The organism is Nocardia sp. NPDC004604, from assembly GCF_040609795.1.
In the GTDB taxonomy this organism is placed as follows: domain Bacteria; phylum Actinomycetota; class Actinomycetes; order Mycobacteriales; family Mycobacteriaceae; genus Nocardia.
Genome location: NZ_JBEXLC010000033.1, coordinates 38660 through 61344, shown reverse-complemented (window position 1 = coordinate 61344; position 22685 = coordinate 38660). Strand labels below are relative to the sequence as shown.

The 22685-nt window shown below is 65.8% G+C and carries 18 protein-coding genes and 1 pseudogene; 11 read left to right on the top strand and 8 right to left on the bottom strand.

Features of this window, described 5'->3' with window-relative positions:
* Positions 1-28: 28 nt before the first annotated feature.
* The 3 genes from ABZW16_RS14955 to ABZW16_RS14945 all read left to right on the top strand — a co-directional run bounded on the left by ABZW16_RS14955 (position 29) and on the right by ABZW16_RS14945 (position 2525).
* On the top strand, positions 29-532 hold the full coding sequence (locus tag ABZW16_RS14955; protein ID WP_354956039.1) for a DUF4442 domain-containing protein: 504 nt from the start codon (positions 29-31) through the stop codon (positions 530-532).
* A gap of 56 nt (positions 533-588) precedes the next feature.
* Positions 589-744 carry a hypothetical protein gene (locus ABZW16_RS14950; RefSeq protein WP_354956037.1) on the top strand — a complete coding sequence of 52 codons (156 nt, stop codon included), beginning with the start codon at positions 589-591 and terminating at the stop codon, positions 742-744.
* A 221-nt stretch (positions 745-965) separates the two neighbouring features.
* Positions 966-2525, top strand: a complete 1560-nt coding sequence (locus tag ABZW16_RS14945; RefSeq protein ID WP_354956035.1) for an alpha/beta hydrolase — start codon at positions 966-968, stop codon at positions 2523-2525.
* Positions 2526-2774: 249 nt separating this feature from the next.
* Here ABZW16_RS14945 and ABZW16_RS14940 read toward each other — a convergent pair whose 3' ends face one another.
* Positions 2775-3641: an LLM class F420-dependent oxidoreductase gene (locus ABZW16_RS14940; protein ID WP_354956033.1), complete on the bottom strand. Its 867-nt coding sequence runs from the start codon at positions 3639-3641 to the stop codon at positions 2775-2777.
* A gap of 48 nt (positions 3642-3689) precedes the next feature.
* Positions 3690-4937 (bottom strand): cytochrome P450, encoded by a 1248-nt coding sequence (locus ABZW16_RS14935; RefSeq protein WP_354956031.1) that lies wholly within the window; start codon positions 4935-4937, stop codon positions 3690-3692.
* Between the two features lie 225 nt (positions 4938-5162).
* Between ABZW16_RS14935 and ABZW16_RS14930 the strand changes: the two genes are divergently transcribed.
* Complete coding sequence (locus ABZW16_RS14930) at positions 5163-6890, top strand: bifunctional 3'-5' exonuclease/DNA polymerase (RefSeq protein ID WP_354956029.1); 1728 nt, start codon at positions 5163-5165, stop codon at positions 6888-6890.
* 30 nt (positions 6891-6920) lie between these two features.
* On the opposite strand, the gene ABZW16_RS14925 is transcribed toward ABZW16_RS14930, so the two are convergent.
* The gene (locus tag ABZW16_RS14925) at positions 6921-7553 is read right to left on the bottom strand and encodes a glyoxalase (RefSeq protein WP_354956027.1); all 633 of its coding nucleotides are present in this window, start codon (positions 7551-7553) and stop codon (positions 6921-6923) included.
* A gap of 74 nt (positions 7554-7627) precedes the next feature.
* On the opposite strand from ABZW16_RS14925, the pseudogene ABZW16_RS14920 reads away from it, so the two are divergent.
* A pseudogene (locus tag ABZW16_RS14920) lies at positions 7628-9208 on the top strand (sulfatase-like hydrolase/transferase); the annotation flags it as partial.
* A 346-nt stretch (positions 9209-9554) separates the two neighbouring features.
* Positions 9555-10901 carry a family 1 glycosylhydrolase gene (locus ABZW16_RS14915; RefSeq protein ID WP_354956025.1) on the top strand — a complete coding sequence of 449 codons (1347 nt, stop codon included), beginning with the start codon at positions 9555-9557 and terminating at the stop codon, positions 10899-10901.
* A 40-nt stretch (positions 10902-10941) separates the two neighbouring features.
* Here the strand turns inward: ABZW16_RS14915 and ABZW16_RS14910 are convergent, their stop codons facing one another.
* Positions 10942-11640, bottom strand: coding sequence for an AIM24 family protein (locus tag ABZW16_RS14910; protein WP_354956023.1), 699 nt, complete (start codon positions 11638-11640; stop codon positions 10942-10944).
* Positions 11641-11833: 193 nt separating this feature from the next.
* On the opposite strand from ABZW16_RS14910, the gene ABZW16_RS14905 reads away from it, so the two are divergent.
* Complete coding sequence (locus tag ABZW16_RS14905) at positions 11834-13264, top strand: serine hydrolase domain-containing protein (protein ID WP_354956021.1); 1431 nt, start codon at positions 11834-11836, stop codon at positions 13262-13264.
* Positions 13265-13292: 28 nt separating this feature from the next.
* Positions 13293-14012 (top strand): MerR family transcriptional regulator, encoded by a 720-nt coding sequence (locus ABZW16_RS14900; protein WP_354956019.1) that lies wholly within the window; start codon positions 13293-13295, stop codon positions 14010-14012.
* 377 nt (positions 14013-14389) lie between these two features.
* On the opposite strand, the gene ABZW16_RS14895 is transcribed toward ABZW16_RS14900, so the two are convergent.
* Entirely contained in the window at positions 14390-15049 is a 660-nt protein-coding gene (locus ABZW16_RS14895; protein WP_354956017.1) for a helix-turn-helix domain-containing protein, read from the bottom strand.
* A gap of 82 nt (positions 15050-15131) precedes the next feature.
* Between ABZW16_RS14895 and ABZW16_RS14890 the strand changes: the two genes are divergently transcribed.
* Entirely contained in the window at positions 15132-16103 is a 972-nt protein-coding gene (locus tag ABZW16_RS14890; RefSeq protein WP_354956015.1) for a zinc-binding dehydrogenase, read from the top strand.
* Between the two features lie 55 nt (positions 16104-16158).
* On the opposite strand, the gene ABZW16_RS14885 is transcribed toward ABZW16_RS14890, so the two are convergent.
* The 3 genes from ABZW16_RS14885 to ABZW16_RS14875 all read right to left on the bottom strand — a co-directional run bounded on the left by ABZW16_RS14885 (position 16159) and on the right by ABZW16_RS14875 (position 19552).
* Positions 16159-16566 (bottom strand): hypothetical protein, encoded by a 408-nt coding sequence (locus tag ABZW16_RS14885; protein ID WP_354956013.1) that lies wholly within the window; start codon positions 16564-16566, stop codon positions 16159-16161.
* Positions 16567-17010: 444 nt separating this feature from the next.
* A complete protein-coding gene (locus ABZW16_RS14880; protein ID WP_354956011.1) occupies positions 17011-18396 on the bottom strand; it encodes an FAD-dependent oxidoreductase in 1386 nt (461 codons plus the stop codon).
* Between the two features lie 532 nt (positions 18397-18928).
* Positions 18929-19552: a TetR/AcrR family transcriptional regulator gene (locus ABZW16_RS14875; protein WP_354956009.1), complete on the bottom strand. Its 624-nt coding sequence runs from the start codon at positions 19550-19552 to the stop codon at positions 18929-18931.
* Positions 19553-19709: 157 nt separating this feature from the next.
* Between ABZW16_RS14875 and ABZW16_RS14870 the strand changes: the two genes are divergently transcribed.
* Positions 19710-21104 carry an MFS transporter gene (locus tag ABZW16_RS14870; RefSeq protein WP_354956007.1) on the top strand — a complete coding sequence of 465 codons (1395 nt, stop codon included), beginning with the start codon at positions 19710-19712 and terminating at the stop codon, positions 21102-21104.
* Complete coding sequence (locus ABZW16_RS14865; protein WP_354956005.1) at positions 21101-22339, top strand: FAD-dependent monooxygenase; 1239 nt, start codon at positions 21101-21103, stop codon at positions 22337-22339. Before ABZW16_RS14870 ends, ABZW16_RS14865 begins: the two co-directional genes overlap by 4 nt.
* Positions 22340-22685: the final 346 nt, after the last annotated feature.

The following is a 22685-nucleotide window of genomic DNA, read 5'->3' as shown; positions in this document are numbered from 1 at the left end:
CACATCATCAAGTGAGGAAGGTTCGTTCATGAAACCGCTGGACTCCACGGCTGCTGGTCATCCGCGCGCACCCCGCTCACTGCCGGCGGACCCCTCGCGGTTCCGGCTGCTGATGAGCCTGTATCCGCCGTTGTTCTTCTCGGGCGTGCGAGTGGAAAGTGTCGCCGAAGACTGGACCAGGATCCGGGTCAGCCACCGGGTTCGCCCATGGAATTGCAATGTCAACCGCTCTGCCTTCGGCGGCACCCTGTTCGCCATGACCGACCCTTTCTATGCGGTCATGGCGGCTGGTCAGCTGGGCAGCGGCTACCGCATCTGGAACATCGTCGGCGGCATCGAATTCCTCGCGCCCGGGCGCGGAACTGTCAGCGCGACAATGGAACTAGGCGCTGACCAGGTCAACGAGATCCGCGATCGGATCCGTGCAGATGGTCATTCGGTGACCACGCACACCACCGAGATTCGCACAGCGGATGGCAATGTGGTGGCGCGAGCATCCCAAGACCTCTCGGTGCGCCCAATCCGAAGCTAGTCCCGCATCCACCATGCCGGGCACCAACTATATGCAGCTCGGTGACGGCATGATGGATGCGGTCGAATCGATCGTTCTCCAGCCGAATCGATCTGCTCGGTACAACCTTGGTGGCCACCGCGATCGAGACGACGCCCACCGAGACCGTGTACGACAGACCCGAAGCGGATGTCCTCGAGCAGCTGGCCGCACTGGCCGCCGAGGCCGGATAGCTATTCGTCGTCAAAGGCATGTGACCCGCGGCGATAAGTGGCGGCGTTTCCCGCCGGGTGTCGAGCAGCCACGCCGATGGTCGACGTAACCCGACATTTGCTCGATGGTTGGCTACGGTTAGCGAAATTTCCTTGCAGCACAGCCACGCACTTTCCCGTGACGATAGCGAGGATCCGTGTCGAACCGTCCGCATTTCCCCCGACGTGTGGTGACTTCCATAATGATGGCCGCAGCCCTGGCCTGCGGTGCTGCGCCCGCCGCTGCCGAGCCACCGGACCCGACACCCATGACGACGCCCACGCCGGTCTGGACCCCGTGCCCCAACGCCGCCGGTTTCGAATGCGCCACCGTGACCGCACCGTTGGACTATCAGCATCCGCAAGCGCGCACGATCGAGCTGGCGGTCATCCGGCACCCAGCAACCGACCCGGCGCATCGGATCGGCAGCCTGCTGTTCAACCCCGGTGGGCCCGCACCGGCTATCGACCTGTTCATCATCGAGTATCCGTTCTTTCCCCAGGAGATGCGGGAACGGTTCGACATCGTCAGCTGGGACCCGCGCGGGTTCGGTCGCTCAACCGCCGTCCAATGTTTCGCCACTGCCGCGGAGTACGCAGCCTGGTTCGCGCAGATGCCCAAAGGGTTTCCCGTCGGCCATGAGGAAGAGCGGCAGTGGATCGAAGGCAACATCGAACTGGGTCGGCGTTGTGAACAGCGTGACCCGGTCTTGCTGCGGTTCGTCTCGACCACAGACTCGGCACAGGACTTGGATCTGCTGCGCGCAGTCCTGGGCGACCAGCGGTTGACCTACATGGGGGCCTCCTACGGGACGCTGCTGGGCGCCACTTACGCCAACCTGTTCCCTGACCGAGTGCGGGCGATGGTGCTGGACGGCAATGTCGATCCCACGGCCTGGTACGACGACGACCCAGCGCTGCCGACGTTCCTGCGCGAAGACTCCGACCTGGGGACGGCCCAGACACTAACGCAGTTCCTCGACCTGTGCAGCCGAGCAGGCCCCAGCGGCTGCCCCTTCGCGGCCGATACTCCCTGGGCGACCCGAGTCAAGTACGAGCGACTGATGGACCGCCTGCGCATCCACCCGGAGGGCATGTTCACCTTCGCCGTCACCGCCTCCACCGTTCGCACGGCCCTGCAACTGGTCCATCCCGTGGACGCTGCCCCGAACTGGTCGACGCTGGCCGAGCTGCTGCAGGACCTCTGGCTGGGCCAGACGCCCCAGAGCATCGCATCGATGGTCTCGGTCCCGACGATCCCGACCGAGGTCCTTCCATCCTTTGCGGGTGACTTGTCGCTGGCTGCCCCCGATCAAGACCAGAGCTACTCCGGCATCGAGCAGGTCTATGCGCTGATATGCAGCGAGAGTCCCAACCCGCGCGATCCGCACCTCTACGGCCCCCTGGCCAAATTCGCCACCCTGCGGGCCGGGACGGTCGGGCCCTTCTGGGCGTGGGTGACCGAGGCGTGTTCCACCTGGCCGGGCAAGGCGGCTCATCGCTACACCGGCCCGTGGAACCGGTCCAGGACACCGATCCTCACAGTCAACACCGTCTTCGATCCCGCCACCCCGTATCGGGCGGCCCAGTCCATGACCGCCCATCTCGGCAACGCTCGACTGCTTACCGTCGCCGGATACGGACACACCACACTATCCAACCCGAGCAGTTGCGCGAATGCCCACGAAAGCAACTACGTCGTGCGCGGCGTGCTGCCCCCGCGCGGCACAGTATGTCGACAGGACACCCCACCGTTCACCTAGACCGATTCCGACGAATCCGCCCCGCCGCGCCGAAGACCGCGCTGGAGCCGACCGCAAAGCTGGTCTTCGGCCGCCAGTGTGGCGGGGCGTCTCTGCAGGTGGACGGTGTAGGGGAGCTGGGCATCGCGCACAGTGAGTACGTTGAGAGCGACTACGGCTATCCGCCCGTCGCGAAAGGCGCTGCGCCGGATCATGAACCGCCGGGTGAACCGCCCGCGGCGGCAATCGCGGATGTGCTACGCGGTGCCGTCAGAGGTCACTGACCGCGAGCGTCAATTCGAAGATCTTCTCGAAGTCCTCGTCCACGAACGGGCCCTGACGGCCGAGTACCACGTGCTGGATGCCGACCTCGGCGAACTGGGCGAACGAATCCGCCTGCTCCGCAATCGGTTTATCCGGATAGTAGTACGCGACCATGGTCTTCTCGATGTCCTTGTATGGTCGGCCGACCGCCTCGCAATGTTGGCGCAGAACGGTGAGTTTGGCCGTGACGGCGTCGACGGATCCACCGAAGAGATTGCACGCGTCGGCGTACTGCGCAACCAGGCGCAGCGTTTTACGCTCGCCCTGGCCGCCGATCATGATGGGCGGATGCGGGCGGGTCAGCGCATTGGGCACGTTCAGCGGTCGTTCGAGCGTGTAATGCCTTCCATGGAACGGCTTTTCCGAACCCTCCCACATCTGCTTCGCGATCCGCAGCGTCTCCTCCAGTCGTTCGTACCGCTCGGATCGCGGCGGAAAGAACAGGCCGAGCCCCGCGGCTTCCTCAGCATTCCAAGCCGCGCCGATACCGAGCCAGGCGCGGCCGCCGGAGAGCACATCGAGGGTCGTGACGCTCTTGACCAGCAGCCCCGGATCTCGGTAGCTGACGGCGGTGACCAAGGCGCCGAACCGAATTCGTTCGGTCCGAGCCGCGATATAGCCGAGCGCGGCATAGGCCTCGAGCATGTCGTGTTCGGCCGGGCCGTTCGGACCGATCTGGAACAGGTGATCCATGACGAATACCGAGTCGAGCCCGGCCTGATCGGCGGCGCGCACGATCCGATCGACCCGAGGGCCGATCGCATCCGGCGAATCCGGCCAGGTGAAGTCGGCGAGGGAAATACTCAGTCGCATAGGCCGAGCGTGGCACGAGCAGCGCGCGCCGGGGAGGCTCCGTCGGTCCTAGGACGGCAGCGGCAGCGGCGGCGACTTGGGGAAGGCAACCGGCAGCGCGGTCAGCGCCCGGTGGAACGGGCCCGGCCGCCAGGTCAGTTCATCCGCCGGCACCGCGAGGCGGATTTCGGGCAATGCGTCGAGCAGTTGGTCGATGGCTTCCTGAGCGATCAGATATGCCAGGGAATTCGCGGGACACACATGCGGTCCGGCGCCAAAGGCCAAATGGGATCGATTGCCCGCGTACTGGTTCGCGGCAATCGTCGGATCGGTATTGCAGGCGGCAATACTGATGACGACCGGCTGATTCGCGGGCAGCCAGACATCATCGATCAGGATCGGCTGGCGCGGGAATGTGAAACAGAAATTCGCCATCGGCGGATCGTTGAACAACACCTCGTCGAGCGCGTCCCGGGTGGATAGGGTCCCGCCCAGCACACTGCCGCCGAAGCGCTCATCGGTCAGGATCAACAACAGCGTATTGACGATCAGGTTCTGCTGCGGCTCGATGCCCGCGCCGTACAGCGTGCCCAACTGGTGCACCATCTCGTTATCGCTCAGCCCGGCCGGATGCCGCAGCATCCGCGTGGTGATATCGTCGCCCGGCTCGACCCGCTTGAGCTGGGCCAACTCCAACATCGCACCGGCGAGCAACTGGTTGCCACGCTCGGCGTCGACACCCTCGAAGATCGCCGCCATCCCGGTCGCCGCCTGCTGCGCGATCTCGGCCGGACATCCGAGCATGGCATTCAGCACCGCGAAGGCGAGCGGAAATGCGTACTGGCGCACCATATCCGCGGACCCATTGGCACAGAACTCATTGATCAGCGGCACCGCGAGCTTGGCTACCGTGTCGTGCAGGCCGTACTGATCGACCTTCTCCAGACCAGCGAGATTGGCCTGCCGGTATCTGGCATGCGCGTCACCGGCATTGCGCAAAGCATTCGGCCGCCACTGCATCATCGGCAATACCGGGCAGTCCGCGGGCACATTCTTCTGCCATGCGCGCGGATCCGCCGGAAAGTGGTCCGGATCATTGAAAATCCGCAACGCCGTGTAGTAGCCGACCACCAATGTCGCGGGCACCCCCGGCGCCAGATCCACCGGCACCAGCGCCCCGTATCGCCGCCGCATCTCCCGATACACCGCGTGCGGATCCGCCGCGAACTCCGGGGTGTACAACGACACCCGGGGTCCATCGGTGTCGATCGGCGAGGTGAGCGGAGCGCGACTGTGTGCTGGCGATGGCATCGTCATCGAGAAAAACTCCAGGCGTTTCGAAGAATTGGCCTCGTGAGCCTAAGCACCCGGCACAGCGCGTGCACCTGGAACATCGAAACCTCGGCCCGCGTGGCTCATCCGCAGGGGCCTCGGCGCCGCTGAAATGTCGAAGGCGTCTTCCACCCGACCGTCGCCCTGCTGCCGCTGCTGCGCGCCGCCCGCTGAGCCGGACGACCTCACCCGCGTTGTCAATTCGGCTCGGTGGACGGCATCCGCCCGGGTGTCGAAGGCCGTCGCCCCGGTGCAAGACTCGACAACGTGCGATGGGCGGTGGCGGAAACGGGCGACGGAGGTGCCCGGCTGTGCCCACTCGATCAGTACGGTCGGCCCGCCGGACCGGTGCTACACGAGCCCTCGCTCGCCGAGGCGGTGCGGGCACGCCCCGAGGTCGAGCGATGGGTCTGGCGATCCACAGCCGAGATCTACCGACCGCTGCTGGCGGTCGGCGTGCCGGTCGAGCGCTGCTACGACGTGCAGGCCGCGGAGGCCCTGCTGATCGGCCATGAGCAGGGCCAGTCGGGCCAGGCCCACTCGCTGGCGGCCGCCTGGGCGCGACTGCACAACCTGCCCGTCCCGCCGGACGCGCCTGCACGTGCCGCAGAGACCCAGCCGTCCCTCTTCGATTCCGGCCCGGTACCACTGCCACCCGGCACGGACGAATTCGACGCCCTCCTCGAGGTCTACGCGGACCATCTGGCCCGTACGGCGAAGACCGAAAATCCGGAGCGTATGCGGCTGCTGCTCGCCGCCGAATCGGCGGGCATGCTGGTTGCCACGGAGATGTCCCGCGCCGGAATACCCTGGCGCGCCGACGTCCATCGCGAACTGCTGGACAAGCTACTGGGTGAACGCTTTCCCGGCGGGCTGGAGCCGCGCCGGATGGCGGAGTTGGCCGACGAAGTGTCGCGCGCCTTCGGGCCGGGTGTGCGGGTCCGGCCGGACCTGCCCAACGACATCATCCGAGCCTTCGCCCGCACCGGAATCTCGTTGTCCTCCACCCGAAAATGGGAGCTCCAGCAGATCGATCACCCCGCGGTAGCGCCATTGCTCGCCTACAAATCGCTGTACCGCTTGTACACCGCCCACGGCTGGTCCTGGCTCGAGCAGTGGGTACACGGCGGCCGCTTTCGTCCCGAATACCTGCCCGGCGGAACGGTTTCCGGCCGCTGGACCACCAACGGCGGCGGCGCCCTACAGATTCCCAAAGTGATCCGCCAGGCGATTCGTGCGGACCCGGGATGGCGTCTGGTAGTCGCCGACGCCGACCAAATGGAACCGCGAGTACTTGCCGCAATCTCCCGCGACCCGGGATTGATGGCGGTGGCCGGTCGCGACGAAGACCTGTACGCGGCGCTGGCGGAAAGTGTCTTCGGCGGCGACCGTGCCCAGGCCAAAATCGCCCTACTCGGCGCCATTTACGGCCAGACCTCCGGCGATGCCCGCACCCATATGGCCGAACTCCGCCGACGTTTTCCGGCCGCGGTGGCGTACGTCGACGATGCGGCTCGCGCCGGTGCGGAGGGCCGCTTGGTGCGCACCTGGCTGGGGCGCACCTGCCCGCCGGTCTCCGTCGCATCGCCCGACCCATCCCACGAGCAGGAGCAGTTCGGCGAGTACGGCAACACCTCCGCAACGCGCGCTCGCGGCCGCTTCACCCGTAATTTCGTGGTGCAGGGCAGCGCCGCCGACTGGGCCCTGCTGCTACTGGCGGGTGTGCGTCATGCGATGGCTCGCGCCGGGCTCCGCGCCGAACTGGTCTTCTTCCAACACGACGAGGTAATCGTGCACTGCCCAGCCGAGGAAGCCACGGCGGTCGCCGAAATGATCGCAACCGCGGCGCAGAACGCAGGCCGAATCGCCTTCGGGCCGACACCGGTGCGGTTCCCGTTCACAACAGCGGTGGTGGAGTGCTATTGGGATGCCAAGTGAGGAAGCGCGCGAGATCCTTCCCCGACCGGCTCAGGCCGGTGCGACCTCCCAGGCGAACCCGTCCGGGTCGGTGTAGGGCCCGATACCGCCGCCGATGACGATCCGGTGCGACCCGGTGCCCTCCGCAGGAACGCCCGCATCCTTGGCAGCGGCACGCCGCCCGTACAGCGCCAACTTCACCGAAGACGACGCCGCATCGAACTCGACGTACTTGCTGCCGAAACTCTTCGCGACGGTCAATCCGCGATCGACGTAGAACTGTTTGGTCGCCTTGACATTGTCGACCCCGAGCAGGACCACGAAATCGTCGATCTCGCGGGTGGCCGGACCGGTGTCCTTCTTCGCCGACGTCGCGATCTTCCAAATCGCCCCATCCGGAGCCTGCACGACGCCGCCATAGCCCCAGAAGCTCTTCTTGGCCTGCTTCAGTGTCGTCGCACCCGCCTCGACAGCGGTACCGATGAGGCTGTCGACGGTACTCGGCTGCGACACCACGAGCGACAGGATGAAGCCGCGAAAGCCGCTGGTCGGCGTTTCGGAAGCGCGCACCTGCACCTTGTCGCCGAGACCGAATGCGGCGGTGTAGAAAGCCGCGGCGGCCGCGGCGTCGGGCACCTCGAGGATGACGGATTCGATAGCTGCCTGATCAATGGTGATGTTCATGGCAGTAACGCTATTTCCGCCCGGCAGCCAGCGCTTCTCGATTCCTGATCGCTTTTCCATGTCCCTCGACGGCCCTGGCACGGCAGAAAGATCTCGGCCTCGTCCCCCACGACACCGAACTGCCCCCGCTGAATCCGATCGGCACTCCATACACGCGTACCGGACCCGACGGCCAGCCCTTCCCACCGCTGGACTACACCCGCCCCTGGGACACCCTCTCCGCCGACGAGAAGCGACTCTTCGCCCGCATGGCGGAGGTGTACGCGGGGTTCCTGTCGCACTGCGACGATCAGATCGGCCGGCTACTGGACTACCTCGAGGACATCGAACAACTCGACAACACGATCATCATGCTGGTTTCCGACAACGGTGCCAGCGGCGAAGGCGGCCCCAACGGCTCGGTCAACGAGAACAAGTTCTTCAACGGCATCGCCGACGATATGGCCGAAAATCTGCGGATGCTCGACGAACTCGGCGGCACCAGGACCTACAACCACTACCCGAACGGGTGGGCGATGGCATTCAACACCCCGTTCAAGATGTGGAAGCGGTATTCGTTCAACTACGGCGGCACCTGCGACCCGTGCATCATCTCGTGGCCTACCGGGATCGCCGCCCGCGGCGAGACCCGCGACCAGTACCACCATGCCGTTGACCTGGTCCCGACCGTACTGGACTGTCTAGGGATCGAACTCCCGGCCACGGTCAAGGGGTACACCCAGCGCCCGCTGCAGGGCGTGAGCATGCGGTACAGCTTCGACGCGGCCACCATCCCGACGGCCAAGCACACCCAGTTCTATTCGATGCTCGGCACCCGCGGCATCTGGCACGACGGCTGGAAGGCCGTCACCACCCACCCCGCCGTCAGCGGCTGGGGCCACTTCCCGGAGGACACCTGGGAGCTCTACCACGCCCAGGTCGACCGGTCGGAGTTGCGCGACCTCGCCGCCGAACAGCCCGGGAGGCTCACCGAATTGGTCGGGCTGTGGTTCCACGAGGCCGGTGCCAATCAGGCGTTCCCGCTCGATGACCGGTCTGCCGTCGAGGTGCTGGCCACCCCGCGTCCGCAGCTCGCGGCGCCGCGCAACCGATACGTCTACCGGCCGGGTGGGGCCGAGGTGCCCGAGTCGGTGGCGGTCAACATCCGCAACCGCTCCTATTCGATCGGTGCACTCGTCGACCTTCCCGGACCGGGTGCGGCCGGGGTGCTGTTCGCGCACGGCGGCCGGTTCGGGGGCCATTCGCTGTACGTCAAGGACAACCGGCTGCACTACGTGTACAACTTCCTCGGCAGCGAGGAACAGCGAATCGTCGCCACCGAGGACCTGCCGACCGGCGAAAATGTAATCCTGGCAGCCTCTTTCGACAAGGACGGTGAGGACCCGCCCGGCACCGCACGCGGCACCCTGAGCCTGTTCTACGGGGATCTGAAGGCCGGCGAGGGCCGGATCCGAACCCAGCCCGGCAAGTTCACCCTCGCGGGCGAGGGTCTCACCGCTGGCCGCGACAGTGGGGAACCTGTCACCGACGACTACCCCGGCACCGCGCCCTGGGCATTCACCGGCGGCACCCTGCGCCGGGTGGCCGTCGACGTCAGCGGCGAACCGTACGTCGACCTCGAACGCGAAGCCGCCGCCATGCTCTCCCGCGAATAACACCATCGCCCCCGTCACCCGGTCCGCCATACCGGGTGACGGTCACGGAGCGCCCGGCCAGATCCAACGCCGTCCGAAACCAGGACAACGGCCCAGTCGAAGGCGTCAACACGAAAACCGAACTGCCCGAAGGGCAAACGTATGGCTGCACCGGATTCCCGGTGCCGCCCAACACCTTTCGCTCAGCCGAAACCAGTAGCGGTTCGGCCCAGGCGGTTATCGCTGGTACCGGGTCGAGATCGGCGCGATGGTACCGCGGAACCGACCCGGACGGAACGCGAAACAGTTTGCCGCCCAACATTCCTGATTCATCCATCGCCGACCGCGATCGCGTTACCCTGAGTCGATGCGATCCCGGCTCCATCGATACGTTCTGGCCGCGCTCGCCGCCGCCGCGTCGACATTGCTACTGTGCACGCAATCCTCGGCCGTCCCGCCGATCCGGTCGAACACCGCCCTACCGGTACTGGACCCGGATTTCCTCTGGGGTGTCGCGGCCTCCGGATTCCAGTCCGAAGGCCATGCGCCAGATAGCAACTGGACGCGGTACATCGCGAACTCCGGCGACGACGAACTGCACGATTCGGTCGACTTCTACGACCGATACGACTCCGACATCGACATGGCGGCCGCGCTGGGTGTGAAGGTGTTCCGCCTCGGGATCGAATGGGCTCGTGTGCAGCCCGCGCCGGGCGTCTGGGATGGCGCCGCGTTCGGTTTCTACGACGCGGTGATCGCAAAGATCGTACAGGCCGGGATGCGACCGATGATCACGCTGGACCACTGGGTCTATCCCGGCTGGGCCGCCGACCGCGGCGGCTGGCGCAACCCGGGCATGGTCGGGGATTGGCTGGCCAATATGCGCACGGTCGTCGACCGCTATGCATCCCGAAATCCACTGTGGGTCACCGTGAACGAGCCGGTCGCCTACATCGTGCAAGAGGCCCGCCGGGGCGCCGCGAATGCGGACGAGATGCTCGACCGGGTCGCGCAGGCCCACAACGCCATCTTCGACTACATCCACCGGATCCAGCCCGGCGCCCAGGTGACCAGCAATATCGGCTATGTGGCAGGCTCGGAGGCTCAGGTCAACGGCGAGTTCATCGATCGCATCGCGGACCGGCTCGACTACGTGGGCGTCGATTACTACTCCGCCTACGACCCGGTGCAGCCGCTGCTGAGCTCCATCACCCGGGCCATCGGATCGGCGATGCCGGAGCTGCCCGGACAGCGCATCTGGGAGCTGCCGGTGCGCACCGAGGGCATCTACTATGCGCTGCAATACTATTCGCGCCGCTTTCCGAACAAACCGCTCTACATCGTCGAGAACGGTATAGCCACCGAAAACGGTATGCCCCGAGCCGACGGCTATACCCGCGGCGATCACCTTCGCGACACCATCTACTGGATCCAGCGCGCGAAGGCCGACGGCATGAACGTCATCGGCTACAACTATTGGAGCCTCACCGACAACTACGAATGGGGCAGCTACACACCACGATTCGGCCTCTATACCGTCGACGTGCGCACCGACCCGACCCTCACACGCCGCCCGACCGATGCGGTCGGCACCTACACGCAGATCATCGCCGCAGGCGGTCTCCCCGCTGACTTTCGCCCCTCCCGCGGCCCAGCGATCTGCGTGTTCGTCGACCCCCCGGCCAGCTGTCTGACCCCGGTCGCAAACCCGTAACGCGTACGCCGCCGAGGGCAGGTCAGAGTCCAGCAGCGGGTCAGTTCGCGTTGGGCTGTGGGAGATATGGGGTCAGGGCGTGCGCGAGGTTGCTGATGGTCAGTGATTGCAGCCAGACGCGGCCGGGGCCGGTGAGGGCGGCCAGGAACAGGCCGTCGCCGCCGAAGAGAATATTGCGGATGCCGCGCAGCAGGGTGATGTCGAATCCGACAGTGGCGTCGAACATTCCGACGTGGCCGGGATGCACGCGCAGCGTTTCACCGGGTGCGAGGGTGTATTGCACAACTTCGCCGGACAACTCGACCCAGGCCTGCCCGGCGCCGCTCAAGCGCTGCAGGGTGAATCCGGCACCGCCGAAGATGCCAGCGCCGAGACGGCGTTGAAAGCTCAGCGTGACGCGCACATCGCTGGTGCCGCACAGGAATCCGTGTCGATGCACCAAGTACTCGCGGCCGGGCTCCAGTCCGATGGGCAGGATCTGGCCGGGCAGCTTGGCCGCGAATGCGACCCGGCCCGGATATTTGGACGCGGTGTATTCGGTCATGTACCAGCCCGCCCCGGCGGCGGCGCGCTTGACCGCCCCCAGGAGTCCGCCCGAACTCGACAGCCGAGATGAGGTGTGCAGCCGGATCGAGTCGGTCATCCAGGACAACTGCCCGGCCTCGGCGACCAGGCCCTCACCCGGGGTGAGCAAAACCTCGAGGACCGGCATCACGGTGCCGATAATTCTTGCGTCCATCCGGTACTCCGGTTCCGGCGAGGCATCGTGATGCCTTGGACTACAACGACATCCACCAGGGTAGGCGCTCAACGTCCACCGTGCCGGCCCGTGCCCGGATACCCGGCTACCGATGGCGGCGAGGCGCCGTATCAGATGAATTAACGGAACGGGCTTGACCTTGCCCCTGGGGCAAGCTTCGACGATGGTTCGCATGAACAACGCACTGCATCTCGTCGAAACCCGGATCCGCGAGCAGGCCGCCGCCTACTGCGAGTCCAATAACGTCCCCGGATTCGTCGCTGGCGTCTATCACGCCGACCAGCAGATCATCGTCGCGCACGGCACCGCGAACCTTGCCACCGGCGCACCGATGCGCACGGACACCGGATTCCTGTTCGGCTCGGTGACCAAGGTCCTGACCACCACATTGGTCCTCCGGCAAGTCGAGCGTGGACTGTTGGACCTCGACACTCCGGTAGTGACGTACCTGCCCGAATTCGCCCTGATCGTGCCGGGCGCGACGGACAAGATCCTGGTGCGGCACCTGATCTCGCACACCAATGGCATCGATGCGGATCTGTTCTTCCCCGATGCCAAGGGCCGCGACGCACTGCGGACCTACGTCAACGGACTCGCGAGCAGCTGCGGCACCCTGTTCGAACCCGGAGAGCAGCTCAGCTACTCCAATGGCGGCATGATCGTTGCGGGCCGGCTGCTCGAAGTGGTGACCGGCCTGTCCTTCCCCGACCTGCTGGAGCGCGATATCTACACACCCGTCGGCATGCAGAACTCCAGCACCTCGGCCGAGCAGGCCATCCTGCGCAGCACCGCAATCGGCCACTTCCCGGACCCGGAAACCATGGCGGCCAGGCCAACTCGCAGGTTCATGCTGCCCGACACCTGGGGGCCAGCGGGCGGCACACCGATCGGCACCGTCGCCGACCTGCTCGCCTTCGGGCGCACCCACCTCGCGGGCGGCGTTTCGCCATCCGGCACGCGCGTCCTGTCGAGCGAGTCGACCACACTGATGCAACAGGTCTCCCACGATATGGCCACCCCGAACGTCCCTCCGATGGGCCTGGGCTGGGTGCGGTATCCGTTCGGCGACACCACCGTCCTCGCCATGTCGGGCGCATCTCCGGGCGGTGTGTCCATCCTGTGTGTCGTACCCGAACACGACCTGGTCTTCACCGCCTTCGGCAATACCTCCGGAGCGATCATGCTGCAGGACCAGATCCTGCAGTGGCTGCTGCGCGAACACCTCGGCATCCAGATCCCCACTCTGATAACCGAATTGGAGCCCGACGTCGACCTCACCCCCTATGTGGGCACCTACCGCTCCAACCAGCTCCGCATCGACGTCAGCATTGTCGACGGCCAGCTCGAGGAACGGATGACCTACGAACCCGCGGACGAATCGCAGGCGCACATCTTCACCGAATTCGCTGGCGGTACGACCGCCGCCCCGCCGCGGCGCTACGTGCCGGTCCGCCCCGGCCTCTTCGCACCCGCCGGATACCCACTGGAGATGTTCGACGGATACCTGCGCCTGCTGCTCGTCTCCTACCACGACATCCGTGACGGCCGAGCGCGCTTCCGCAATGGCGGCGGTCGCCTGACCCGACGGAACCATTCGGAATGAGCCAACCGCGGGTGGAAGGATATCCAGCATGATCACGATCGGCCGACTCGCGGACTACGCCGGAGTGACCACGAAGGCCATCCGCCACTATCACGAGCGCGGTCTGCTCGCCGAGCCCGACCGCGACTCGTCCGGCTACCGGCGCTACACCGCCCAGCACGCCATCGACCTCGTCAAGATCAGAACCCTCGCCGAGGCGGGTGTGCCACTGGCCCGCATCAAAGATCTCCTCGACGCCGACCCGGACGCGCTCACAACGGCCATTGCCGAAATCGACCACAACCTCGAAGACCGCATAGCGCAGCTGCGGCGCACCCGCGAAAACCTCGCCCAACTCCGCGGCGGCGACCGCCTTTTCGTCTCCACCGACGTCGCCGACTACCTCGACGACCTGCGCGAACTCGGCATCAGCGAACACCGCATCCAACTGGAACGCGACGGCTGGATCCTCATGCAAACAGCCTCCCCCGAAGACGCCGCCAGCTGGCTCGCGGAAAAACGCGAACTCATAACCCATCCCGAAGTCCGCGCCCTCTACCTCGACTACGACGCCGCCTATAACTGGCCCCCCACCGACCCCCGCCTCCCCGCCCTGGCCGAACGCACCCGAACCTGGTTCGCCACCCACCCCACCAACTCCGAACGCCGCTCCATCCAAAACCCGACCATCGCCCACCTGGCCGCCCAATCCCAACCCGGCGCCACCTCCCCAGCCTGGGACCGCCTCAACCAACTCATGCGGGAGTAAGTCCCCCTGCTCGGCCGCCCCGACTGACCGCAGCTAGCTCGAGAGCCGAAGTCTTGACCCGAAGCGAGACCGCATCTCGCCGAAACGCCCGCCCGTCACGAACACCGCAGTCAGGTCGACCAGCACCGGTATCGGCGGATCGACAACACGCCGAAGCGACGCCCCGAACTCATCGCCTGTCCTGCGTCAACCTCTCGGCAGGATCTGGCTGGTCACAAGGTGTACGCCCCCGGTGGGGAGATCACCCGCGACATGGTTCCGTCGCTCGATAATGCCAATTAGGGAGCTTCCCACCGGGTACCTGGGGATCCTGGCCGGGATCGAGCCCTACCACCAGTCTTAAGTTGCCAATGACATGGCGTTGAGGCGCCGCCTGGTCACCCTGCGTCCGGTCTGTTGGTTTTGTGTCGGGGTACCGAGACCGCGGGCATCAATCGTGGTACCGGCGGCAGTGGTGAGGACGCGGGGGAAGCCTGGAACGCTTGGATCATGAGGGCGGCGAAGCGTCGGGAGGCCGCGATGCGTGCTGCTGGCGTGCTCGCCTGGATGCCGTTGTTGGCCATGATCGTGAGGATGAGGTCGTCCAGCACTATGTCGGTGCGCAGGCGCCCGGTGTCCTTGGCGCGGCGGATCAATGCGGCGGCACCGGTCAGCGAGGACGTGCGGATCGCAGCGAAATCCAGCGCGTGCGGGTAGGCGGACATGAAGGCCGCGGTGAAGCCGTGGTCGCGTGCCAGCAGCTCGCAGAGCTTCTCGATCGCGAGGCAGAAGCCGTGCCAGGGATCCGGGTCGGCGAGCCCCTCGTCCACGATGGACCGGCAGGCCAGCATCTGATCGGTGAACGCCTCGGCGACCAGCATCTCCTTGGTCGGGAAATGGCGGTAGAGGGTCGCGGGCCCGACCCCGGCCCGCCGGGCGATCTCCCGCATCGGCACATCCAGGCCGGCGCTGACAAATACCGTGCGAGCCGCCTCGAGGATGCGTTCGCGATTGTCACGCGCGTCCGAACGCTGTGCGTGAGGCAAATAAGCAGTCACCGCTCTCACTTTAGCTAAACGGACGGGGCCGTCCGTTACGGTCCGCTGGTTGGTTCCAATCGAGAAGAACATGGAGAAACCGGTGAAAGCAGTGATGGTCCCAGCGTTCGGAGGTCCCGAAGTGCTCGCAGTGGTCGACCTCCCCGACCCGCATCCGGCCGCCGGGCAGGTGTCGATCACGACCGAGGCGATCGGCGTCGGTGGTCTCGACGCCCTGATCCGAAGCGGCGCGCTGGCCACGTACGGCGCCATACCCGGTCGCGTCCTCGGCAGCGAGGTCGCGGGGACGGTGACCGAGGTCGGCGAGGGCGTCGACACCGTATGGGTCGGCCGGCGCGTGTGGGCGCTCACGGATGAAAGCGGCGGCTATGCCGAACAGGCCGTCGCATCGGCCGAGACGCTCGTCCCTCTCCCGGCGGACCTGTCGGCCGTCGACGCAGTGACGCTCGGCAGCTCGGCAATGGTGGCCCACTTCGCCCTGCGCCATGCCCACTTCGCTCGCGGTGAGTCGGTGCTGGTGCGCGGCGCGGCCGGTGGTATCGGGGTCATGGCGGTCCAGCTCGCGGCTCGTGGCGGTGCCGGCGCGGTGGCGGTCACGACCTCGTCGGCCGAGCGTGGCGCTCGCCTGCGCAAGCTGGGCGCGACCCACGTGCTCGACCGCGCCGGCCGGGGTGCACAGGACGCTCCCGCGGGCTACGACCTCATCATCGACATCGTCGCCGGTGCGGATCTGCCTTCGTTCTTCGCCAGGCTCGAGCCGAACGGTCGCATGGTGGCCGTCGGCGCGATGGCAGGCACGCCACCGGCGGACTTCGGTATGGAGATGGTCGCGGCGTTCCGGAAGTCGATGTCGTTTGCGACCTTTAGTGCCGACACCGTGCCCGCACCCGAGCGATCGGCCGCGACCGCCGAACTGTTCGCTGCCGCAGGTCGTGGCGAGCTGGAAGCAGTTGTGCACGAGGTGCTTTCCCTGGATCAGGCTGTTGTGGCCCACCAGAAAATGGAAGCTGGCGAGGTGTTCGGCAGAATCGTGCTCATACCATCGGCGCGATAGCCGACACCGCATCTCGCCGCCGCACAGATCCGCCAGACCCCACCGCCTTCCACTCCTAAAAGCGACGGAAGATGCCGTCGTCGTCGACGGCATCGGCGTACCCGAAGAAGTCGGAGTGGGCGATGAAAAGGGTAGCTGCCACTCCGGGGATCTGCTGGGGGATGATCCGGAAGGTGCGCCCTTCGTCGTCCTCGTCCAGGGAGACGGCAAGCAGCGGGTGTTCTGGGTGGGTAAGGCTCATGCCATCGGCGATGAAGAAGCAGGCCGGGCGTTTATCCGGGTCGCCCGGCATGGCGGCGACCAGGTCGTCGACGCCGGTGCCCTCGCAGGCGGCATCTTCGTAGATCTCGACGGGTGCCGCGTCGTCCTTGGTGAGCACGGCCACGAGCGCGCGCCAGGCGTCGGGGTGCTGGAAGTCGGTGAGAACGACAGGAATCAGCTGATCAACAGCGAGTTCGAGCACGGGCGCCCCTTCACCGGAGGTCTTCCAAGTGGCAGTCCGCCCTCTCCTGCAGGAGGGGCCGTGGTCAGCTCACCTCCCTGACACGCTAGGTGACGATCGAGCAGAACTCGTCACCCGATTCGGTTGGAGTATCGACGTCGGCATCTCCCGACGAAATCGCTGGACCATGAGCCGGACTGCTCGACTGCGCTCCCGGGCAGACCGTCCGAGATGGCTCGCAGGCGGCGAACCCGACCGGCCCCCCGAACCCGAATCCCTACCTCCTGGCCACTGACCTCCGCCTGGTCTCGGGCTCGGGTACCGATGAGTCCGATCATCTCGCGGCGTCGATATCAGTGATCCACCGGAGAGGAGAGCACGATGAATCAGTCCACCAACGAATCAGCACGGACCGCGAGCGCGTGCCGACAGAACGGACCGAACAGTCCTGTAGCACAAGGGCTTTCAACGATCAGTTGACCTTCCTCCGGCCACGGCCACGGTTTCGTGTTCCATCACTTCGCTCGCTGCCCGCTCACCTGAGCGAATGGCCCCATCGACCCAACCGCACATGACCGCAGAACTCTCCGTTCCGGCCCAATGGACGCGGCCACAAGGTTTGCGCAGGGCATGACCGAACTGCGTCAGCACACCGGTCGGTGCGTGACTGAGCATCCCGCCACCGGAGTAGCGCTCCACACTCCAGTTCTGCTCGATGTAGTCGACGGGTGAACCGGCCTTGTCGCCGAACCGCTCGACGAGTGCACCGAGTATTGCCGTCCGCCGCTCGGCCTCATCGAGTTGTCCGATCTGCCGGGCGATGGGCCCCTCGGTGATCACACACATGATCCCGGGTCGCCCGGTGTCCGTGCAGGCATCGATAGTGATGGTTGCCGGCGACCCCGGGGCGGCCGACTGTCCCGACAACCCGTCACTACGCCAGAACGGTTCGTCGTACACGGCAGCAATCTTGACGATCGAGCCGCTCGGCATCCGCTGATGCAAGAACGATCGATCGACCGGCAGCATCGGCTCGTAAATAATCTGGCTCGCAATCGCCAAGGGGACCCCCACGATCACCCGGCGTGCCCGCACGGTCAACTCGTCAGAGCGCACCGTCACTCCATCGGCATCCTGCTGGATGTGCCGGACCGGCTGCAACAGGTGGATCGAATCGCCGATCTCAGCCGCCATCGGCCCGGAGATGGCACCCATCCCCCCGACCGGTCGAGCATCCTGGGCGCTGTCCTTGACTCCCAAGACGAAGCCGGGCCCGCCCCCCGACGCCATCTGGTACAGCACGAACAGCAACGACACCTCCGAGGCGTCGGAGGTATAACAGCCAGCGATCGCGGTATCGAGGAGCTCATGGGCGGGCTCGGACAGCGTGTTGCTATCCAGCCAATGCGCCAGACTGACCCGATCCCACTTGTCCGCATTCTTCGCTGACCACGGAGCTTCCAGGGGAATCGACTTGCACATATGTCCCAGCTCGAGCAGCACCGCACCGAGGTTCATCGCCGCCCAAGGGCTCATCGTCCACGGGATCGTGCCCGTATAGCGATATTGCTTTCCGTCGACCACCATCATGGCCTCGCCGTCGGTGTACTGCTGGTAACTCGATACCCCGAACTCGTTCATCAATGCATAGATCCGGTCCTGCCCCGGCCCGATCCAGGCGCCACCCCGATCGATCCAAGACCCGTCCGCGCGCACTTCGGTGAACGTGCGCCCGCCGAGCCGGTCGCGAGCCTCCAGCAGCGCCACCGATCGACCCGCCTGCTTCAGCCGCAGCGCAGCCGTCAATCCGGCAAATCCCCCACCAACTACGCAATAGTCGACATCTGTCATGGAACCCCGCCCTCGTGTTGAAGTTCCGCGCAAGGCCGCCACGCAGCCACGCACTGCTTACCCCCGATACGACGGGTGCAAAATCGCCTTCGATCAGGCTCGAATTATCCAGCAATTCTATAGCAATCCCGGCGGCGCCCCAGCTCTACTGGGACATCGGTGATGTGCGAACACCCCTGTCATAGCCGCATATCGGGCTTTAGGCGCTCCGAGTTTGTGGTCGGTGATGCACAGGTAGCGAGCATTCAAGGCAATATCCGAACGGTCTGCTTACCGCGCCGCCGGTCACGCACTCATCACGGCCGCGCTGGAGAGCTGACTCGTGCTTGCGAGAACCCGATCCGGAAGGGACCGGCAACGGGTTTCAAGCGGCGGGTGAAGGCGGAGCCGACGTACCGCTGTGACTGCGGCGCCGAGTTCGACGCGCCAGTGCCACAGGAAGCGCCGGCCACACTGTTCCGTTCCAGTCACGAACAAGCATGGGTTGAACTAGCGGTCCCGCGCCCTGGGGCGTGGAACATCCACGCGCGCCCTACTTGGCCCGGTACGCCCGGAGAAAGGTCCGCACTCCCTCGACGATGAGTGGCCGAACGCGGGAGTCCTCCACGGCATTCGCGGAACCGAACCTATTGATCGCGACTCCGAAGGTCAGCGCGATGAACTGGTCAGCCGCGAGTCTGGCGTCGGTGACGTCGAGCAGCCCGGCCGTAGCGAAGGCGGCGAACCGCTCGGCAAGCGCCTCGTCAGGGGTGTCGGCCATAGGGTTTTCGCCTTGGCGGCCGGGTTCCGCCCGGACCAGTCGTTGCAACGTTGCGTACTCCGCCGAGCCGAGCATGTCGTCCGCAATGCGCATCGAGAATGTGACCAGAACGTCCTCGAGGTCGGCGGCGTCGGTGTGGTCGGTGAGGGTGTCGTCGAGGATGCGCCGGACCGTGGTGATCAGTGACTGGCCGACGGCATCGACGACTGCTTGCAGCAGCGTCTGCTTGTCGCCGAAGTAGTCGTAGACCGTCCGCTTGGACACCTCGGCCCGGGCGGCGACCGCGTCGAGGCTGGACCGGTCGAATCCGTCGGCCAGAAACAGTTCTCGGGCCGCGGAGAGGATGGCGGCCCGCTTCTGCGTGGACCCCTCGCGCAGTGTCTTCGTGGTCGGCATGGCCATATCTTAGCTCGACTACACTGCACGGTGTAGTGTAATTTCGGTCAAGACCCGTTCCGCACATGCACACCTGCTCCGTCCCAGCGGAGCCACCTCGGGTACCGCTTCCCCGGGTTCACAAATGGCCGCTATGTCCGCGAGGAAAAGGACGTTCATGACCACAACCCTGGCTCCCCCGGTCCGCATCGGGAAAGCCGCTGTCGGGGCCCTCGGCATGCTGGCAACCGCCACCGGGGCCCTGGAGTCGGTAGTGACACCGACGCTCCCGCTGTTGCAACGCGAATTGTCGATAAGTCCTGCTCGAGGGGCCCTACTCAGCATCACGATGCTCATCACCGGCGCTCTCGTCACGCCCGTCGTGGGCAACCTCGGTGACCGCTACGGCGCGAAATGGGTCATGCTCCGGCTGATGGCGGTGGTCTCGGCCGGTGGTTTGGTGTCCGCGCTGGCACCGAACCTGCCGGTGCTGCTGCTCGGTCAGGTACTGGAGGGCGCGATGGTCGGCGCGATGCCACTCTCGTTCATCCTGGTACGCAAGCACCTCCCAACGGGAGAGTCCCAGGTGGCCATCGGGGTGGTCAGCGGGCTGTTCGTGGGCGGCGGCATGCTGGGGACGCTGATGGCCGGGCCCATCGCGGAAGGGCTGTCCCGGCACTGGATGTTCGCGATACCGACGATCGCGATCGTCGTGGCGACCCTGTTCGTCCACCAGCTGATGCCGAACGACCCGCCAGCCCGATCGGATGCCAGGATGGACTGGCCCGGCCTGGTTCTCCTGAGCGGCGTTTTGCTGACGCTCATGTTCGGGCTCTCGATGGCGCCCAGCGCCGGCAGCCGGCCACTCGCGCTCGGCGCCCTCGTCGCACTCTTGGCCCTGCTCGTGACCGGATGGATCTTCGTCGAACGCTGGTCACCCTCGCCGATGGTCGATCTGCACCTGCTGGCGAAGCCTGCGATGTGGAGCTCCTATGCGATCACATTCGCCGTCTGCGTAGGTACCGCGGTGTCGATGTATCTCGTTCCGCAACTGTTCGCGGTGTCCGCCGGCGGGTACGGCTTCGGGGCCAGCTCCACCGACATCGGGCGGTACCTTTTGCCCGGCGCCGTCGCGGCGGCGATCAGCGGGCCGCTCGGCGGGGTCGCGGCGCGTCGTTTCGGCTCGAGTGCCGTGGTCGCTGCCGGAATCGGCGTCATGGCGGCCACGTTGGTCGCCCTGGCGTTCCTGCACACCGAGGTCTGGCACCTCATCATCGGCAAGGCGCTGATCGCCCTGGCCAGTGGCGTCTGCATCACTGCGATGGTCGTCAAGACCGCCACCTCTGTCGATCACGGCAACACCGGAATCGCCACCAGCCTGGTCCTGGTGACCCGCGTGATCGGCTTCGCCGTAGGCGCACAGGTCAGCGGTGCCATCCTCACCGCCGGGACCCACCCAGGGATGGAAGACCCGGCCGAATCGGCCTTCATCACCGGCTTCGTCATCGCAGGCGCCATCACAGCGCTGTCCCTGCTTGTCGTCCGCACCATGCGCAAAGGAGTCGAGCAATGACCCGCACCGATCTGTTGACGAATATCCGCACCACGCCGAGGCGCAAGGTCCTGATATCCGGGGCCAGCATCGCGGGTCCCGCCCTCGCGTTCTGGCTGAACCGCTACGGATACGCAGTCACGGTGGTCGAGAAGGCGGGCACACTTCGTAGCGGTGGTTACCCCATCGACGTACGCGGCACCGCACTGGAGGTCGTCCGGAGGATGGGGATCTTGCCACAACTGCAGGATGCACAAATCGACTCACGTCGGTTCACCTTCCTCGACGGGGACGCCAGCTTGGTGGCCTCGGTCAACCCGCATACCGTCGTCGGCAGTGTCGCGGGACGGGACCTCGAGGTGCGGCGCGGGGATCTGACCGACGCTCTTTACACGGCGGTCCGTGACGACGTGGAGTTCTTGTTCAACGACTCCATCCACACCCTCGACCAGTCCGACCACGGGGTCGACGTCACCTTCCACGGGGGCAGCAGACATACGTTCGACATGGTGTTCGGTGCGGACGGTCTGCACTCACATACCCGGGAGCTCCTGTTCGGCCCCGAGGAGCAGTTCCACCGATACCTCGGGTACTGCTTCGCCGGGTTCACCATGCGCAATACCTTCGGCCTCTCCCACGAGATCATGATGTGGAACACCCCGGGCAGAGCCGCGGCTCTCTACGCCGTAGGGGACAGCGACGAAGTTCACGCCTTCCTGAACTTCGCCCACCCAGAACCACCATTCGACGCGTTCGGTACCCCAGCAGCCCAACGGGACCTGGTCGCCGCGATCTTCGCCGACGCGGGATGGGAAGTCCCGGGCATGATCGCCGCCATGCGCGACGCGGATGATCTGTTCATCGACATGGTCAGCCAGATCCGCATGCCTCGCTGGTCCAGCGGCAGAGTCGCGCTGGTGGGCGACGCCGCGTACGCACCCTCATTCCTTACCGGACAAGGCTCCAGCCTCGCGCTCGTCGGTGCGTACATGCTCGCCGGTTCCCTGGCCGACCGGGACGCCGCCGCGGGCTTCGCCGCCTACGAACACAACATCCGCGAGTTTGTGACCGTGAACCAGGAGCAGATCGGCGAGGGCGACGCCACACTCTTCCCCACCACCGCTCGGGCCCTGGAACAGCGCAACGACATGCTGCGCAATCTCAGCACCATGCCCGCCACGGAGGGACGACCGGCCCACTCGGCCCTCACCCTGCCCGAATTCATACCCAGAGCGACACCTGGACGTTTTACCTGAGACAGTCACGAACTACCAAAAGAAGATGTGGCGAGTTCTCATCTGATCTGACGGTGGGGTGACGCGAGAATTCCTCGACGGCCGGTGGCGGGTGGTGTGGTCACAATCCACACAGATCCGATAAGACGGACACTGGTCGGGTCCACCACCAACGCCGGCCTATCACGACTGCGCCGCAACAGCATTCGTCCCCCCGACGGTATGGAGAACGGGTTGGCACCATCACGAAGGCCCACGCCAGGTTGGCTACTTTCACGTCCCGGAAGTCCTCTGCGCGGGCCCTCCGAGCGAGCAACTTCGACTGTCGAACACTCTGACCGCTAGATCACTCTCCGCCGGTACCAAC